The following is a 16793-nucleotide window of genomic DNA, read 5'->3' as shown; positions in this document are numbered from 1 at the left end:
CGGAAGTTAAGCTCTTCAGCGCCGATGGTAGTCGGGGGTTTCCCCCTGTGAGAGTAGGACGCCGCCAAGCTATATTATGGTAAAGGCAGCTCATGATGAGCTGCCTTTTTTGTTTATAAGTATTGCTTTAGGAAATTAGAAACATAATACGGAAATTTGCGTTCCGTGACATCTAAGAACCGGCGGATCATCACATAATCATCACTGACATGCTGTGTCAGCAGTTCATACCACCACTCCGTTTCATATCTCGCAATCATCCCGATATTGTAGAGAACTAAATAATGAATAATCATTTCCGGAAGATGCAGGAAGTGATCACGCTGAGAGGGAATGTAATATTGATTTTTCTCCAAGTGAAACAATAAATTTGGCGAAAACCAAGGTTCTCTGTCTATCGGGTCAGCCTCAAAAATCAAGTGATTATGGTCTTTCCTCAGAAAAGACCACTTCAAATGATGGCTGATATATTCAGCAAAGCGGGAATCAGACATATTGTAATGAATCACCGCATGCTCAGGCACTGAAATAAGGTCATCTTTCAGCTCTACTCGGGTCAGCCAATTCTTTTTCTCTTGGAAGTAAAAGACAGTATGCAATTCAGGTATGGCTGTCAGCAATTTCTTCATTGTGTACCGTTCTTCCTCAAGACCAGCTATCCCGAATAAGTGCTTCATTACATGAATACATAAGCCATTGCGCTGCACCTTCACTTCATCATCCCTAAAGGAGTAATTTTGCTTTTTGCGTTTCCGGGCAGTCACGCCATGCGCGAGTACTGAGGCATGGCTTGGATAGCTTGGATCTGTGGTCAGAAGGCAGGCTTTCAGCAATTGTGACATCCCGTAAAACAACAGAATAGGCTTAATTTCTAAAGGGGAAAGAGATGCCTGCTTATAGAAGGACTCGGCGTGTTTGATAAAGAATATGAAGCGCTCACTGTTCTTAAACGCATATCGTTTTGGTTCTTCCATGCCGCTTTCTGTATAGACTTTATTTAGAAATTTCTGGGAAGATTCTACGGAATAAAATAATGATAACTCTTTCCACTCATGATCTCTCATATGTATTTTTAAACCCTTTCCTTTATCTAAATATTTCAACTCTTTTTCGCTTCCTTGACATGCTGTTTTCTAGTTGATAATCTACATATAATATTTTGCCGAAAAGAGGGGGATTTACTAATGTGGGAAAGTAAATTTTCAAAAGAAGGCTTAACGTTCGATGATGTACTGCTCGTACCGGCTCAATCAGACGTACTTCCGCGTGATGTGGATTTATCTGTTGAACTGACAAAGACGTTAAAGCTTAACATTCCTGTCATCAGTGCGGGAATGGATACAGTAACAGAATCAGCTATGGCGATTGCGATGGCCAGACAGGGCGGCTTGGGCATTATCCATAAAAACATGTCCATCGAACAGCAGGCTGAACATGTTGACAAAGTCAAACGTTCTGAACGGGGCGTTATTACAAATCCCTTCTTTTTAACACCTGATCATCAAGTATTCGATGCGGAGCATTTGATGGGGAAATACAGAATTTCCGGTGTTCCGATCGTAGATAATAAAGACGATCAAAAGCTTGTCGGTATCATTACAAACCGTGATCTTCGCTTTATCTCTGATTATTCAATGAAAATCAGTGATGTCATGACAAAAGAAGAGCTGGTTACGGCTTCTGTGGGAACCACATTAGACGAAGCAGAAAAAATCTTACAGAAACATAAAATTGAAAAACTTCCGTTAGTGGATGACCAAAACAAATTAAAAGGTCTTATCACGATCAAAGATATTGAAAAGGTTATCGAATTCCCGAGTTCATCTAAAGATGAACACGGACGCCTTATTGTCGGCGCTGCGGTAGGCGTGACAGGCGATACAATGACACGCGTCAGCAAGCTTGTTGAAGCGAATGTCGACGTTATCGTGGTTGATACGGCTCACGGACATTCCAGAGGCGTACTGAACACAGTTGCGAAAATCCGTGAAACATATCCTGAACTGAACATTATCGCAGGAAATGTTGCAACGGCTGAAGCGACAAAAGCTCTGATTGAAGCCGGAGCAAATATTGTCAAAGTGGGAATCGGACCTGGTTCTATCTGTACGACACGCGTCGTTGCAGGTGTAGGCGTACCGCAGATCACTGCCATTTATGATTGTGCCACTGAAGCGAGAAAACACGGCGCGACAATTATCGCAGACGGCGGTATTAAATTCTCCGGAGATATTACAAAAGCGTTGGCTTCAGGCGGACATGCCGTAATGCTCGGAAGCCTGCTTGCAGGTACTTCAGAAAGCCCGGGAGAGACTGAAATCTATCAAGGCAGAAGATTTAAAGTGTATCGCGGTATGGGTTCTGTCGCTGCCATGGAAAAAGGCAGTAAAGACCGATATTTCCAAGAAGAAAATAAGAAATTCGTCCCTGAAGGTATCGAAGGACGGACTCCGTACAAAGGTCCTGTAGAAGAAACAGTGTATCAGCTTGTCGGCGGTCTTCGTTCAGGCATGGGATATTGCGGTTCAAAAGACTTGCGCGCTTTAAGAGAAGAGGCTCAATTCATCCGTATGACAGGTGCCGGACTTCGCGAAAGTCATCCGCATGATGTCCAAATTACGAAAGAATCACCAAACTACACAATCTCATAATTGTTACAAATAAAAAACATTTGACAGGGTCGCTGACTCTGTCTATTTTTTTTATATCGAGTGTGATAAAATTTATACTGTTGTGTTTTGAATTTGAATATGTCCTTAACGGCTTAATTATAGATTTAAAATGAATGACGGAGGTCGTAAGATTGAACATCACGAAATGGAAACAGCTGTTGGTGTCATTAGTGGTACTGGCACTGGCCGCAACTTGCTTTGTTCCAATGTCTAAAGCGGAGGCAGCCGGCAATGACCCGATTGATGTCAACGCATCAGCTGCGATAATGATTGAGGCTTCATCGGGAAAAATTTTATACAGTAAAAATGCAGACAAAAGACTGCCGATTGCCAGTATGACAAAAATGATGACTGAATATCTGCTTCTGGAAGCCATTAAAGAAGGAAAAGTGAAATGGGATCAAACGTATACTCCTGATGATTATGTCTATGAAATTTCTCAAGACAACAGTTTATCAAACGTCCCCCTTCGAAAAGACGGCAAATACACGGTTAAAGAACTGTATCAGGCTATGGCGATTTACTCTGCCAACGGAGCCGCGATTGCAGTTGCCGAAATTCTTGCCGGAACTGAAACGAAATTTGTCGCTGAAATGAATGCGAAAGCCAAAGAATTAGGCATGACAAACTATGATTTTAAAAATGCCACAGGGCTTGTGAATGAAGACCTTCACGGCAAGCAGCCGCAAGGAGAAGGCGTTAAAGAAGAGAGTGAAGTTTCTGCTAAAGACATGGCGCTTCTTGCAGACCGCCTGATCACTGATTATCCGGAAGTTCTCAAAACAACAAGCATCGCTAAGACGAAATTCAGAGCCGGCACTGATGATGAAATGGACATGCCGAACTGGAACTTCATGTTAAAAGGTCTTGTTTCTGAATACCCTGGCGTTGACGGCTTAAAAACGGGTTCTACTGATTCTGCGGGATCTTGTTTTACAAGTACAGCACAGCGGAACGGAATGCGGGTCATCACCGTTGTATTAAACGCAAAAGGCAACCTGCATACCGGACGTTTTGATGAAACGAAAAAAATGCTCGATTACGCATTTAACAGCAATTTCTCAATGAAAGATCTTTACCCTGAAGGCTCTCAAGTAAAAGGGCACAAAACGATTGACGTTGAAAAAGGGAAAGACAAGCAAGTCGATATTGTTACTGACAAGGCGCTTTCTATTCCTGTGAAAAGCGGGGATGAAAAGAACTATAAAGCCGAAGTGACTTTAGATAAAAAAGAAATCACGGCTCCTGTGAAAAAGGGAACGAAAGTCGGAACGCTGACAGTTACATACAAAGGCAGTGACAAAGACTATGGCTTCCTTAAATCCAAAGAGTTCAGCGTGAATCTTGTAACGAAAAATGATGTAGATAAAGCAAACTGGTTTGTTCAGATGATGCGCGGCATCGGCGGATTCTTCTCCGGAATCTGGAACAGCGCCGTTGACACGGTAACAGGCTGGTTTTAAGAAATAAGAAAGAGCTCTGATGAAAGTTAGGGCTCTTTTGCTTAATATACTGAAAAAACCAAATTATTAGTAAAAAATGATATCTATCTTATTCATCTCGCTGTAAAATAAGAATACCCATATGAAATATTGTATTTCTGGGATACAATAAGAGATAGAAATTATCTAACTATACATTGACTAGGGGGACCAAATAATGGCTCAAACAGGTACTGATCGTGTAAAACGCGGCATGGCGGAAATGCAAAAAGGCGGCGTCATCATGGACGTTGTAAATGCTGAACAAGCGAAGATTGCGGAAGAGGCGGGAGCTGTTGCCGTAATGGCGTTAGAACGCGTTCCGGCTGATATTCGCGCTGCCGGCGGTGTTGCCCGCATGGCTGATCCGACAATCGTTGAAGAAGTAATGAATGCTGTATCCATTCCCGTAATGGCAAAAGCGCGTATCGGACATATCGTTGAAGCGCGTGTCCTTGAAGCAATGGGAGTAGATTACATCGATGAAAGTGAAGTTCTGACTCCGGCTGACGAAGAATTTCATTTAAATAAAAATGAATATACAGTCCCGTTCGTATGCGGCTGCCGTGATCTCGGCGAAGCAACGCGCCGTATTGCTGAAGGAGCTTCCATGCTTCGTACAAAAGGCGAACCGGGAACAGGAAACATTGTGGAAGCTGTCCGCCATATGAGAAAAGTAAACGCGCAAGTGCGCAAAGTTGTTGCGATGAGCGATGATGAGCTGATGACTGAAGCTAAAAACCTCGGCGCTCCTTATGAACTGCTTCTTCAAATCAAGCGTGACGGCAAACTGCCTGTAGTGAACTTTGCTGCCGGCGGAGTAGCGACGCCTGCTGACGCGGCATTGATGATGCAGCTTGGCGCTGACGGCGTATTTGTCGGTTCAGGTATTTTCAAATCAGACAACCCTGCTAAATTCGCCAAAGCAATTGTTGAAGCAACGACTCATTACACAGACTACAAACTGATCGCTGAGCTTTCTAAAGAATTAGGCACAGCAATGAAAGGCATCGAAATCTCAAATCTATTGCCGGAACAGCGTATGCAAGAACGCGGCTGGTAAAACCATAGGAGAGCTGGAAGCATGTTAACAATTGGTGTACTTGGACTTCAAGGAGCAGTAAGAGAACATATTCGTTCAATTGAAGCATGTGGTTCAAAAGGTGTCGTCATTAAGCGTCCTGAGCAGCTGAATGACATCGACGGCTTAATCCTGCCGGGCGGGGAAAGCACGACGATGCGGCGTTTAATGGATACGTATCATTTTATGGAGCCGCTTCGCGAGTTTGCCGCCCAAGGCAAGCCGATGTTCGGCACATGCGCCGGTCTGATTATTTTAGCCAAAGAGATAGCGGGAACGGATAACGCTCATTTAGGGCTGTTGAACGTTGTTGTCGAGCGTAATTCCTTTGGCCGTCAGGTCGACAGCTTTGAAGCTGATCTGACGATTAAAGGCCTTGACGAGCCGTTTACGGGTGTATTTATTCGCGCGCCGCATATTTTAGAAGCCGGAGAAGATGTTGAAGTGCTTTGTGAGCATAACGGACGCATCGTGGCTGCAAAGCAGGGGAATTTCCTCGGCTGCTCGTTCCATCCTGAACTGACGGATGATCACCGGGTGACAGAGCTGTTTGTGAAGATGGCGGAAAAGCATAAGCAGGAAACAGCTGTATAAAACAGTTGAAAACCGCTGATACTTATAGTACATTATAAACACAAATAAAGATCGAAAAGCGTTGACAGGAAGCAGTAGGGAGTCCCTCTTTCAAAGAGAGCCGATGGGTGGTGCGAATCGGTGAAAGATGCTGTCCGAATCCGTCCTTGAGCGAAATGCTGAAAACAAGTAGGCATTTACGGGAAAACCGTTATGTGTTAAAGCGGGAAGCAAGTGTGAGCTTGTTTTCAATCAGGGTGGCAACGCGAGAGCTCTCGTCCCTTCTAGGGGATGAGGGCTCTTTTTTATTTTCGATAAAAACAGATAGGAGTTGTTAGGCATGATTGATACGAAGGTGCTGAGAGCCAATTTTCAAGAGGTAAAAGCGAAGCTCATTCCAAAAGGCGAAGACTTATCTGACTTTGACAAGTTTGAAGAGCTGGACGAAAAGAGAAGAGAGCTTATCGGTAAAGTAGAAGAACTGAAGGGAAAACGCAATGAAGTGTCTCAGCAGGTCGCCGTTTTGAAACGGGAGAAAAAAGACGCTGATCATATTATTAAAGAGATGCGTGAAGTGGGCGAAGAAATTAAGAAGCTTGATGAAGAGCTTCGTACTGTCGAAACGACGCTCGAAACCATCCTTCTGTCTATTCCGAACATCCCGCACGATTCAGTGCCCGTCGGGGAAACGGAAGATGATAACATTGAAATTCGCAAGTGGGGAGAGGCGCCGGCATTTTCATATGAGCCGAAACCGCATTGGGATATCGCAGACCATTTAAACATTCTTGATTTCGAACGCGCTTCAAAAGTAACAGGCAGCCGGTTTGTGTTTTATAAAGGATTAGGCGCCCGCCTCGAACGCGCGCTCTACAACTTTATGCTGGATCTTCACGTTGATGAATATGATTACACAGAAGTCATCCCTCCTTATATGGTAAACCGTACGAGCATGACAGGTACGGGACAGCTTCCTAAATTTGAAGAGGATGCTTTTAAAATCAGAGAAGAGGATTATTTCTTAATTCCGACGGCGGAAGTGCCGATTACAAATATGCACCGCGATGAAATCTTATCCGGTGAGAACCTGCCGATCAATTATGCCGCATTCAGCGCCTGCTTCCGTTCAGAAGCGGGATCTGCCGGCCGTGATACACGCGGTTTGATCCGTCAGCATCAGTTCAACAAGGTTGAGCTTGTGAAATTCGTGAAGCCGGAAGATTCTTATGAGGAACTTGAAAAACTGACAAATCAAGCCGAGCGGGTGCTTCAGCTGCTCGAACTGCCGTATCGTGTCATGAGCATGTGTACCGGTGATCTCGGCTTTACAGCCGCGAAAAAGTACGATATTGAGGTATGGATTCCAAGCCAAGACACATACCGTGAAATTTCTTCTTGCAGTAACTTTGAGGCCTTCCAGGCGAGACGCGCAAACATTCGATTCAGACGCGAAGCGAAAGGCAAGCCGGAGCATGTGCATACATTAAACGGTTCAGGTCTTGCAGTCGGCAGAACAGTAGCTGCCATCTTAGAAAACTACCAGCAGGAAGACGGAAGTGTCATCATTCCGAAAGTGCTTCGTCCTTATATGGGAAATAAAGAAGTCATCAAACCGTAAAAGGTGCGCCCTAGAGGCGCGCCTTTTTTGCTGCCCGGTATAGAGCGGCGGCATTCCGGGCTGTGCTTTCAAGGTTAAAACGGCCGGATGCTAAGGCGTCTTCAAGACTTACAGCGCCGGGCACGATAGAAAATACAGCTGTTATTCCTGCGCTGTAAACATGCTCGAAATTTTTGCCTAAGGAGCCCGCCAATGCGATAACGGGAATTTCTTGAGCAGATGCGCGTGCGGCGATCCCGGCGGGGGTTTTGCCGAATATCGTTTGTCCGTCTATCTGCCCCTCTCCGGTAATGACAAGGTCAGCGCCTCTTATCTGATCTGAGAAGGACAGTGTATCTAATACAACATCAATCCCGCTTTGGAGTTCTGCCTGTAAGAAAGCGATCAGTCCGGCGCCCAGTCCCCCTGCGGCGCCCGCGCCTTTTACGGTATCCGCTTCGATATCGTGCTGACGTCTCAATATGTCAGCGAAATGGCGTAAGTTGCGATCCAATACAACTTTAGTCTTCTCGGACGCCCCTTTTTGCGGGCCGAAGACATATGATGCGCCGTTTTCGCCGGTCAGGGGATTTTCGACATCGCATGCGGCACGGATACGGATATGTTTCAGGTCAGGAGAGAGACCGCTTATATCAATAGAAGCTAGGGCGTGCAGAGCGCCTCCGCCGTCAGGTATCTCCTGACCTTCCTCATTTAAGAAACGCACACCGAGCGCGCTCGCCATTCCTGTTCCGCCGTCATTGGTTGCGCTCCCGCCAAGCCCGATGATGATCTCACCCGCCCCGCGGGAAGCTGCATCTGCTATCAGTTCACCCGTTCCTCTTGTCGTTGTGTTCAACGGATCTCTGAGATGGCGGGGAACGAGATGAAGCCCCGATGCTTCTGCCATTTCAATGACTGCCGTGCGTCCGTCTCCCAGAAGTCCATATGCGGCATTTACCGGCGTTCCCAACGGACCGGTCACAGTTTTTTTGATGATGCTTCCGCCAGTGGCATCCGTCAAAGCCTGAACGGTTCCTTCTCCGCCGTCGGCCGCAGGTATCTTGATATATTTCGCGTCAGGGAAGACCGCTTTGAATCCTTTTTCTATGCTGTCGGCGGCTTCTCTTGATGTCATGCTTTCTTTGAAAGAATCGGGTGCAATGATGATTTTCATTATGTTCTCCACCTTTATGAGCAGGTTATCTGTTTGAATCTATTCTTGGTTTTTACTGTGATTTCCTGCCCGTATGGCATACTGAGGTTGAATTGGACGCAAGACTTTTGTATGATAGTAAAGCTGACGGACAAGCCGTTTAAGAAAAGAAATAAAAAATATGAAAAAGCGCTTGACTGAAATTTAGGTCATGTGGTATATTATTAAATGTCGATACGGAGGAATACCCAAGTCTGGCTGAAGGGATCGGTCTTGAAAACCGACAGGGGTGTCAAAGCCCGCGGGGGTTCGAATCCCTCTTCCTCCGCCATATTGATTTTAAACCTAATGAAACTCGAGCATATATTGGAGATTGTTTTGTCCGCTGCATGTGATGCAGCGGATTTTTTATATGCAAAAAAAGCGATTTTCTCTGTTCGGGAAAATCGCTTTGCTATTTTTATTTATTTCTGTTTTCGTTGATCACGTGACTGATTTTTTCGATCAAAGGTTCCAGTGACTGTTCATCAGCTTCAAGGTCATAATCTTCAATGCGTACTTTCAGCACAGGGCAGGCGTTAAAACCGCTGATCCAGTCTTCGTACCGTGTATACATCTCTTCCCAATAAGAGCGGTTTGTCTGCAGCTCCATCTCGCGGCCCCGCTTTTCAATCCGGTTTATAATGTTTTCAAGGTCGCCTTCTAAATAGATCAAAACATCAGGATGCGGGAAGTACGGCGTCATGACCATCGCCTCAAATAGGCTTGTGTATGTTGTGTAATCTGTCAGCGACATAGTTCCTTTATCGGCATGCATTTTTGCGAATATGCCTGTATCTTCATAAATCGAACGGTCCTGCACGAATCCGCCGCCTGATTCAAACATGTTTTTCTGCTCTTTGAACCGCTCAGCCAGAAAATAAATTTGCAAATGGAAGCTCCAGCGTTCAAAATCGTGATAAAACTTCTCTAAATAAGGGTTTTCATCCACTTCCTCGAGTGAGGTATGAAACCCGAGCCGTTTTGCTAAAGCTTTGGTCAAAGTCGATTTTCCGACTCCTACCGTTCCCGCTACTGTTATAATGGCGTTGTTTGGAATATGAATGTCTTTCATTTAATAAGCTCCTTTACCTGACGGGCAATTCTTTCATAGTCTGTCTTATTCAAAACAAAGTCTTCAGTATCACCGTCAATGGTCAGTACAGATATATCCGGATCTTCTTCCTGAAGCTGTCTGATGGCTGTGTCGTAATCTGCAATGAGACGTTCCAGATATTGATGTTCGATATTTTTCTCAAACGGGCGCCCGCGTTTTTCAATGCGTTGAAGCAATGTCGGCAGGCTTGCCTTTATGTATACAATAACATTCGGTTTCGGCAAGTCGTGAGTGAGCAGATGATAAATCTGCTTATATTTCTCAAGCTTTTGGCCGTGCAATGTACGCTCTGCGAAAATAACATTTTTATAAATATGATAATCGGACAAAACGGGCTGTCCTTGTTTTAAATAATCTCGGTCGGTGTCTTCAAGCTGTTTATACCTGTGACATAGAAAAAACATTTCAAGCTGGAAACTCCACTCCTCGATATTGTCATAAAACTTATCGAGATAAGGGTTGTCTTCCACAATCTCATTAATCATAGGAAAACCGAGCTCTTCAGAAAGCATCGTAGCGAGTGTCGTTTTTCCTGCCCCGATAGGACCTTCTACCGCGATAAAAGGGGCTCTGTTCATTGAAAATCCTCCTTAATTCTGCAAACATCCGTCAGCTGCCGGCCTTTATATTGTATCACAATCTCAGAAAAGCCCATGAAAAAAGACGCTTCCAATTAACGAAACGTCTCTTTCACAATATGAAATTGATCGCCGAGCAAAAGCCAGTTTTGCGGGAAGGAGAGGCCGAGTTTCCAATAGCTGATTCCTCTTAAATGAAGTTCTTTAATTAAATTGAATTTCGCCTGAATGGATCGTGCGTCTTCAAACCATACTTCATGCCGTCTCTGATTTTCATCCGTGTAACGAAAGAATGGAGCCTGGGCGGTTTCGTCATATTGAATGTCGACTTTATGGCGTGCTGCCAGAGCGATTGCCTGCTGAGGACTGACGGCTTTGGCTGTCGTTCCCTGTTTGAAAGGCAGTGTCCAATCGTAGCCGTACATGTTCTGGCCCATGACGATTTTTGAAGAAGGCATTTCCGTCAGCGCGTACTCAATGACATTTCTTACAGGGCCGATAGGTGATACGGCCTGAGCCGGGCCTCCGCTGTACCCCCACTCATATGTCATGATGACGACAAAATCGACGATTTCTCCATGTGCCCTATAGTCATGTGCTTCGTACCATTTGCCGGCCTGAGTCGCGCTCGTTTTCGGAGCAAGCGCCGTTGAAATCTTCCAGCCTTCCCGATGAAAAATCGTTCTCGCTTCACGTAAAAAACGATTGTAGGCTTCTCTGTCCTGTGGACGTAAATATTCGAAATCAAAGTGAATATCGCGAAAGCCGTGCTTTTTAGCCGTGGCGACGATTTCCTGAAAGAGTTTTGTTTTCACTGTATTGTCATTCAAAATGAGCCGCCCGAGTTCATCGCTGAATGCGTCATTTTCAAGGTTGGTGATGATCATCATCAGTGTGGTGTTGTGCCTGTCACTGATGCTTTTTAAATTGGTCAGAGGCGGTTCCTTTAAAGTCCCGTTCCGCTGCACTTGAAAACTGAATGCGCCGAGGTATGTTAAATAAGGAGAGGCCTCCCTTGCCGCCTGCTGCAGATTAGCGCTTACGCTCGTTCCCCGCGGTTCTATATATGCGTTTGATTCGATGTCGGGCTTATTCGCCTGCTGCGGAATGTAAAGGCGGGTTCCGACTCTCAATGTGGTGCCGGGCTGAATTCCGTTCACCCTCGCAAGCTCCGCGGCCGATATATGAAAACGGCCGGCGATTGCCGCGAGAGTATCACCTTGTTTCACTTCGTAATATTGACCCTCAATCGGGATGACAAGGGTTTGTCCGACAACCAATGTATTCGGATTAGGCAGTTTATTTGCTTCCGCAATGACATTTGCGGCTGTCCGGTAGCGTGCCGCAATAGCGGAAAGTGTGTCGCCCCGTTTCACTATATAGATCTGAATGAAAAACGCCTCCTTTCATATCCGCTATTAAATGTATGAAAAAAGGAGGCTGATCATGTTTATTTTTCGGCGGTAATTTGTTTTTCCGTGGTTATTTCTGCGAAGAGAACATTCTCCATCATAGTCAAAGCGAAATCATTGTCTTCGTCGTTATTGGAAGCGGTGCAGTCTTTCGGAATGGTGATGCTGTATTCTCTCATATAGGCGTCGTTGGCCGTGAACAGCACACAAATGTTCCCGGCAATCCCCGTGATGATTAATCGGTTCACTTGTAATTCGGTCAGAAGGGTGTGAAGCGCCGTTTCGTAAAAAGCGGAATGCTTCGGTTTAATGAGAAAATAATCATCCGGCTGAGGCGAAATATCTTTTATAATGGGCGCGCTTCTGTCGTTGCTGCATTCCTCCCTGATGGCATCAATATCAGCCTTCCAGAGTCCGTAATGATCATTAATATAAATAATCGGCCAGTTGCTTTGTTTTGCATGCTTCTTTAATGATAAAATACGGGGGACAATTTGTTTGGTTTTTTCAGCAAGACGTTCGCCCATATCAAATTGAAAATTGTTGATCATATCGACAATCAGAAGGGCTGTGTTGTTAGGTTCAGACAATACCGGCAACTCCTTTCTGCTGGGGTATTCCTATTTTAACCTTTATGAGACATGAAAAAACTTAAGAAGAGAGCTTGAACCGATGAATGATGAATATTATATGAGAGAAGCCATAAAAGAAGCGAAGAAAGCCGAAGCGAAAGGTGAAGTGCCGATCGGAGCAGTTCTTGTTCTGCATGATGAGATCGTGGCGCGGGCGCATAATCTGCGGGAGACTGAACAGAGGTCGCTTGCCCATGCCGAAATGCTGGCGATAGACGAAGCGTGCCGTAAGCTGGGGACATGGAGACTTGAGGATGCCGTTCTTTATGTCACTTTGGAGCCGTGCCCGATGTGCGCGGGAGCCGTCGTGCTTTCGAGAGTCGATAAGGTCGTATTCGGCGCATTTGATCCCAAGGGGGGCTGTACAGGAACGCTGATGAACCTCTTGCAGGAAGAGCGGTTCAACCACCAAGCGGAAGTGGTGAGCGGCGTGCTCGGAGAAGAGTGCGGAGAAATGCTCAGCGCTTTTTTCAGAAAGCTGCGCCGGCAAAAGAAAGACATGAGGAAAAAGTTGTCTGAGTAGTACGGTTGCATTTTCTGCCTGAAGCAGATATACTTATGTGTGCATCATGAATGGTGCGCATATAAAAATTTGATATTTATTTTGCCGTGCTAAGCGGGGAGGTAGCGGTGCCCTGTACCCGCAATCCGCTCTAGCGGGGCCGAATCCCTTCTCGAGGTTCGTTTACTGTAAGGTCTGCCTTAAGTAAGTGGCGTTGACGTCTGGGTCCTGCGCAATGGGAATTCATGAACCATGTCAGGTCCGGAAGGAAGCAGCATTAAGTGAAACCTCTCATGTGCCGCAGGGTTGCCTGGGCCGAGCTAACTGCTTAAGTAACGCTTAGGGTAGCGAATCGACAGAAGGTGCACGGTAAATCAATCATCAAATTTCAGACTCACCTGTTTATGGCAGGTGAGTTTTTTCGTATATGAAAAACGGGTTTTGGCGTTAAAAGCACGTTCATGTATAATAAACATGATGAATAACAGAGGAGGGCGCATCCTGTGGGTTACCAAGCTTTATATCGAGTATTTAGGCCTCAGCAGTTTGAAGATGTGGTCGGACAGGAACACATTACGAAAACGCTGCAAAATGCCCTTTTGCAAAAGAAATTTTCTCATGCATATCTGTTTTCTGGACCGCGGGGAACGGGAAAAACCAGTGCAGCTAAAATATTTGCGAAAGCAGTCAACTGTGAGCACGCCCCCGTAGAAGAACCGTGCAATGAATGTGCGGCGTGCAAGGGGATCACAAACGGCTCTATATCAGATGTGATTGAAATAGATGCGGCGTCGAATAACGGCGTAGACGAAATCCGCGACATCCGTGACAAAGTAAAATTCGCCCCGTCGGCCGTCACCTACAAAGTATATATTATAGATGAGGTGCATATGCTCTCTATCGGCGCATTCAATGCGCTTCTGAAAACGCTGGAAGAACCGCCGGCACATTGCATTTTCATATTAGCTACGACTGAGCCTCATAAGATTCCTTTAACCATTATCTCCAGATGTCAGCGTTTTGACTTCAAACGGATTACATCCAAAGCAATTGTCGGACGAATGAAGACAATCGTCGATGCAGAGCAGCTGAAGGTGGAAGAAGGAGCCCTTGATATCATAGCGAGTGCTGCGGACGGAGGAATGAGGGACGCGCTGAGCCTGCTCGATCAAGCCGTATCATTCAGCGGCGAGGAGCTGTCGGTGGATGACGCATTGCTCATTACCGGAGCCGTTTCTCAGCGCTATATTGGGAAACTGGCATCTGCTCTTCACCGCAAACAGGTTTCCGAGGCATTGGAAACACTGAATGAATTGCTCCAGCAGGGGAAAGATGCGGCCAAACTGATTGAAGATATGATTTTCTATTTCAGGGATATGCTCTTGTACCAGGCCGCTCCCGGTTTAGAAGGAGTCCTGGAGAAGGTGAAGGTCGATGAAACGTTCCGGAATCTGAGCGGTGATATACCGGCCCCCGCTTTATATGAAATGATTGATATCCTGAATAAAAGCCATCAGGAAATGAAGTGGACGAACCACCCAAGAATCTTTTTTGAAGTGGCTGTCGTGAAAATATGCCAGACGGCACAGCAATCCGCGGGAGATATCCCTGAGGTCGGCATGCTGATGAATAAGATCCAGCAGCTTGAGCAGGAAGTGGAAAGGCTGAAAACCTCCGGTGTGAAGGTTCAGATGGAAAGCGCTCCGAAAGAAGCTCCGCGTCCTCAAAAAGGCGGAAAAAGCCATTACAAAGCTCCAGTCGGAAGAATTCATGAGATATTGAAGGAAGCCACAAGACCTGATCTTGAACAGCTTAAAAGCAGCTGGGGTAAGCTGCTGGCACACCTGAAACAGCAGAATAAGGTGTCTCATGCGGCTCTTTTGAATGACAGTGAACCGGTGGCTGCTGCTCAAAAGGCATTTGTGCTTAAATTTAAATACGAAATCCATTGTAAAATGGTTGCAGAAGACAATAACGGAGTCCGTACGAATCTTGAACAGATTCTCGAATCAATGCTCGGGAAAAGAATGGATTTGATTGGCGTTCCGGAAGCACAATGGGGTAAAATAAGAGAAGAATTTTTAAATGATCACCAGCAGGAAAGTGAAGGATCAAACGAACCGGCTGAAGAAGATCCGCTGATTGCAGAGGCGAAGAAACTTGTCGGAGCGGATTTAATCGAAATAAAAGACTAATAAGATGAAAGAGAGTGATTGAATATGCGTGGCGGAATGGGAAACATGCAAAAAATGATGAAACAAATGCAAAAAATGCAAAAGGATATGGCGAAGGCTCAGGAGGAGCTTGCTGAAAAAGTGCTTGAAGGCACAGCGGGCGGCGGAATGGTGACTGTAAAAGTCAACGGCCAAAAAGAAGTTGTAGACGTTGCCATTAAAGAAGAAGTCGTTGATCCGGAAGATATCGAAATGCTTCAGGACCTGATTCTTGCCGCAACAAACGACGCCCTCAAAAAAGTGGATGACATGACGAATGAGACAATGGGACAATTTACAAAAGGAATGAACATACCGGGTTTATTCTAGGGGGATAAATAAACATGCAGTATCCTGAACCAATATCAAAGCTGATTGACAGCTTTATGAAATTGCCAGGGATCGGACCGAAAACAGCGGTTCGTCTGGCTTTTTTTGTTCTAGGTATGAAAGAAGACGTGGTATTAGATTTCGCGAAAGCATTAGTAAATGCGAAGCGCAACCTGACATATTGTTCGATTTGCGGACATATTACAGATCAGGACCCTTGTTATATATGTGAGGACACAAGAAGGGATAAGTCTGTTATTTGTGTTCTGCAGGACCCTAAGGATGTTATCGCAATGGAGAAAATGAAGGAATATAACGGCCAGTATCATGTTCTTCACGGCGCGATTTCACCAATGGACGGCATCGGCCCGGAGGATATTAAGATTCCGGAGCTGCTGAAACGTCTTCAGGATGATCAAGTGACAGAAGTCATTCTCGCAACCAACCCTAATATTGAAGGGGAAGCAACAGCGATGTATATATCAAGGCTGTTAAAGCCCTCAGGCATCAAGCTCTCCCGTATTGCCCACGGTCTGCCCGTCGGCGGTGATTTGGAATATGCTGATGAGGTCACTCTTTCAAAAGCTCTTGAAGGAAGACGTGAATTGTAAGGGAGGAAAAGGCAAGGCATGGGTTTTCTTCGCAGAAATACATTAAGAAAAGAGTTTGACGAGAAGCTGATAGAACAGCTCTTTAAACAAAAAGAAGAATGGAACAGGCAGAAGAGTCTGGTCGAGAAAAGTCTCGAGCCCTCCGCTGAGGTGTTGTTTGAGCTGAAAGTCGCTGAATCTAAATACTTTTTCTATTTAAAAGAAGCGAAGCAGCGGAATTTGAAAATGAGCAGATGGAAGTAAAAGGTCTATTCTCCGGGGTCTTCTCATAAGCTTGTACTAAACAAGCGAGGGGGAAGATTCATGGAGCCTTTTTTCATTATCGGTTTGATTGTCGGTCTGGTTGCTTTGCTTTTTTTATGGGGAGTATCTTCAAAACCTTTAAGATGGATTGGTGTGACTGCGATTAAGTTTATTGCCGGCGCGATTTTGCTGGTGGGTGTGAACTTGTTCGGAGGCAGTCTCGGTATTCATATCCCTGTTAACCTGATTACAACGGGCATCAGCGGGATTCTGGGGATTCCCGGCATCGCGGCTTTGATAGTAATTAAACGCTTCATCATTTAATTTGTCGATTATTGTTGACATGTTAGATCAAGGGTGGTATTCTAATATACGTCGCTGATGACGAAACGAATTTTTGAAAAAGAAATTTTAAAAAGTTGTTGACGACACTAACACTGATGTGTTAAGATAATTAAGTCGCTTCAAGAGCGATGGACAAAGTTCTTTGAAAACTAAACAAGACAAAACGTACCTGTTAATTCAAAGTTTTAAATAAATCGCACAGCGATGTGCG

17 protein-coding genes, 1 tRNA gene, 1 rRNA gene, 1 other RNA gene and 1 other annotated feature are annotated in these 16793 nt (G+C 45.3%); of the genes, 14 read left to right on the top strand and 6 right to left on the bottom strand.

Features of this window, described 5'->3' with window-relative positions; genetic code table 11:
• Positions 1-70: ribosomal RNA gene (gene rrf / locus SB724_RS22230) — 5S ribosomal RNA — on the top strand; the annotation flags it as partial.
• A 43-nt stretch (positions 71-113) separates the two neighbouring features.
• On the opposite strand, the gene SB724_RS19160 is transcribed toward rrf, so the two are convergent.
• On the bottom strand, positions 114-1064 hold the full coding sequence (locus SB724_RS19160; protein ID WP_265973595.1) for a YaaC family protein: 951 nt from the start codon (positions 1062-1064) through the stop codon (positions 114-116).
• Positions 1065-1184: 120 nt separating this feature from the next.
• Here SB724_RS19160 and guaB point away from each other — a divergent pair, with 120 nt between their 5' ends.
• The 5 genes from guaB (at position 1185) to serS (ending at position 7425) form a co-directional block, all read left to right on the top strand.
• Positions 1185-2651, top strand: a complete 1467-nt coding sequence (gene guaB, locus SB724_RS19155; protein WP_410572340.1) for an IMP dehydrogenase — start codon at positions 1185-1187, stop codon at positions 2649-2651.
• Between the two features lie 152 nt (positions 2652-2803).
• A complete protein-coding gene (gene dacA / locus SB724_RS19150) occupies positions 2804-4135 on the top strand; it encodes a D-alanyl-D-alanine carboxypeptidase (protein WP_011996156.1) in 1332 nt (443 codons plus the stop codon).
• Between the two features lie 196 nt (positions 4136-4331).
• Complete coding sequence (gene pdxS / locus SB724_RS19145; RefSeq protein ID WP_003150714.1) at positions 4332-5216, top strand: pyridoxal 5'-phosphate synthase lyase subunit PdxS; 885 nt, start codon at positions 4332-4334, stop codon at positions 5214-5216.
• A gap of 21 nt (positions 5217-5237) precedes the next feature.
• Positions 5238-5828 (top strand): pyridoxal 5'-phosphate synthase glutaminase subunit PdxT, encoded by a 591-nt coding sequence (gene pdxT, locus SB724_RS19140; RefSeq protein ID WP_007615126.1) that lies wholly within the window; start codon positions 5238-5240, stop codon positions 5826-5828.
• A 52-nt stretch (positions 5829-5880) separates the two neighbouring features.
• Positions 5881-6093 (top strand) — a binding site (T-box leader).
• 54 nt (positions 6094-6147) lie between these two features.
• Positions 6148-7425, top strand: coding sequence for a serine--tRNA ligase (gene serS / locus SB724_RS19135; RefSeq protein ID WP_007408744.1), 1278 nt, complete (start codon positions 6148-6150; stop codon positions 7423-7425).
• Positions 7426-7435: 10 nt separating this feature from the next.
• On the opposite strand, the gene SB724_RS19130 is transcribed toward serS, so the two are convergent.
• On the bottom strand, positions 7436-8581 hold the full coding sequence (locus SB724_RS19130) for a glycerate kinase (protein ID WP_410572337.1): 1146 nt from the start codon (positions 8579-8581) through the stop codon (positions 7436-7438).
• A 217-nt stretch (positions 8582-8798) separates the two neighbouring features.
• On the opposite strand from SB724_RS19130, the gene SB724_RS19125 reads away from it, so the two are divergent.
• Positions 8799-8891 (top strand) — tRNA-Ser (locus tag SB724_RS19125).
• A 129-nt stretch (positions 8892-9020) separates the two neighbouring features.
• Here the strand turns inward: SB724_RS19125 and dck are convergent.
• From dck to SB724_RS19105, 4 genes are all read right to left on the bottom strand, one after another.
• The gene (gene dck / locus SB724_RS19120; RefSeq protein WP_007615132.1) at positions 9021-9674 is read right to left on the bottom strand and encodes a deoxyadenosine/deoxycytidine kinase; all 654 of its coding nucleotides are present in this window, start codon (positions 9672-9674) and stop codon (positions 9021-9023) included.
• Positions 9671-10294, bottom strand: a complete 624-nt coding sequence (gene dgk, locus SB724_RS19115; protein ID WP_014416710.1) for a deoxyguanosine kinase — start codon at positions 10292-10294, stop codon at positions 9671-9673. The genes dck and dgk overlap by 4 nt, the downstream gene beginning before the upstream one ends.
• A gap of 95 nt (positions 10295-10389) precedes the next feature.
• Entirely contained in the window at positions 10390-11673 is a 1284-nt protein-coding gene (locus SB724_RS19110) for a glycoside hydrolase family 18 protein (protein WP_101670800.1), read from the bottom strand.
• Positions 11674-11744: 71 nt separating this feature from the next.
• Positions 11745-12296 (bottom strand): cysteine hydrolase family protein, encoded by a 552-nt coding sequence (locus SB724_RS19105; protein WP_014416712.1) that lies wholly within the window; start codon positions 12294-12296, stop codon positions 11745-11747.
• Positions 12297-12378: 82 nt separating this feature from the next.
• On the opposite strand from SB724_RS19105, the gene tadA reads away from it, so the two are divergent.
• The 7 genes from tadA to SB724_RS19070 all read left to right on the top strand — a co-directional run bounded on the left by tadA (position 12379) and on the right by SB724_RS19070 (position 16561).
• Positions 12379-12861, top strand: coding sequence for a tRNA adenosine(34) deaminase TadA (tadA, locus tag SB724_RS19100; protein WP_007615141.1), 483 nt, complete (start codon positions 12379-12381; stop codon positions 12859-12861).
• Between the two features lie 84 nt (positions 12862-12945).
• Positions 12946-13210: signal recognition particle sRNA large type (gene ffs, locus SB724_RS19095), an RNA gene on the top strand.
• Positions 13211-13343: 133 nt separating this feature from the next.
• Positions 13344-15035 carry a DNA polymerase III subunit gamma/tau gene (dnaX, locus tag SB724_RS19090; RefSeq protein WP_265973594.1) on the top strand — a complete coding sequence of 564 codons (1692 nt, stop codon included), beginning with the start codon at positions 13344-13346 and terminating at the stop codon, positions 15033-15035.
• A 24-nt stretch (positions 15036-15059) separates the two neighbouring features.
• Complete coding sequence (locus SB724_RS19085) at positions 15060-15383, top strand: YbaB/EbfC family nucleoid-associated protein (protein WP_029326155.1); 324 nt, start codon at positions 15060-15062, stop codon at positions 15381-15383.
• A gap of 14 nt (positions 15384-15397) precedes the next feature.
• On the top strand, positions 15398-15994 hold the full coding sequence (recR, locus tag SB724_RS19080) for a recombination protein RecR (protein WP_101670799.1): 597 nt from the start codon (positions 15398-15400) through the stop codon (positions 15992-15994).
• A gap of 18 nt (positions 15995-16012) precedes the next feature.
• A complete protein-coding gene (locus SB724_RS19075; RefSeq protein WP_007408755.1) occupies positions 16013-16237 on the top strand; it encodes a YaaL family protein in 225 nt (74 codons plus the stop codon).
• Between the two features lie 60 nt (positions 16238-16297).
• On the top strand, positions 16298-16561 hold the full coding sequence (locus SB724_RS19070; protein ID WP_003150686.1) for a pro-sigmaK processing inhibitor BofA family protein: 264 nt from the start codon (positions 16298-16300) through the stop codon (positions 16559-16561).
• Positions 16562-16793: the final 232 nt, after the last annotated feature.

This window comes from Bacillus sp. SIMBA_031 (assembly GCF_046535225.1).
GTDB lineage: Bacteria > Bacillota > Bacilli > Bacillales > Bacillaceae > Bacillus > Bacillus velezensis.
Note: the sequence above shows the minus strand (reverse complement) of the source record. Positions and strands in the feature narration are given on the sequence as shown.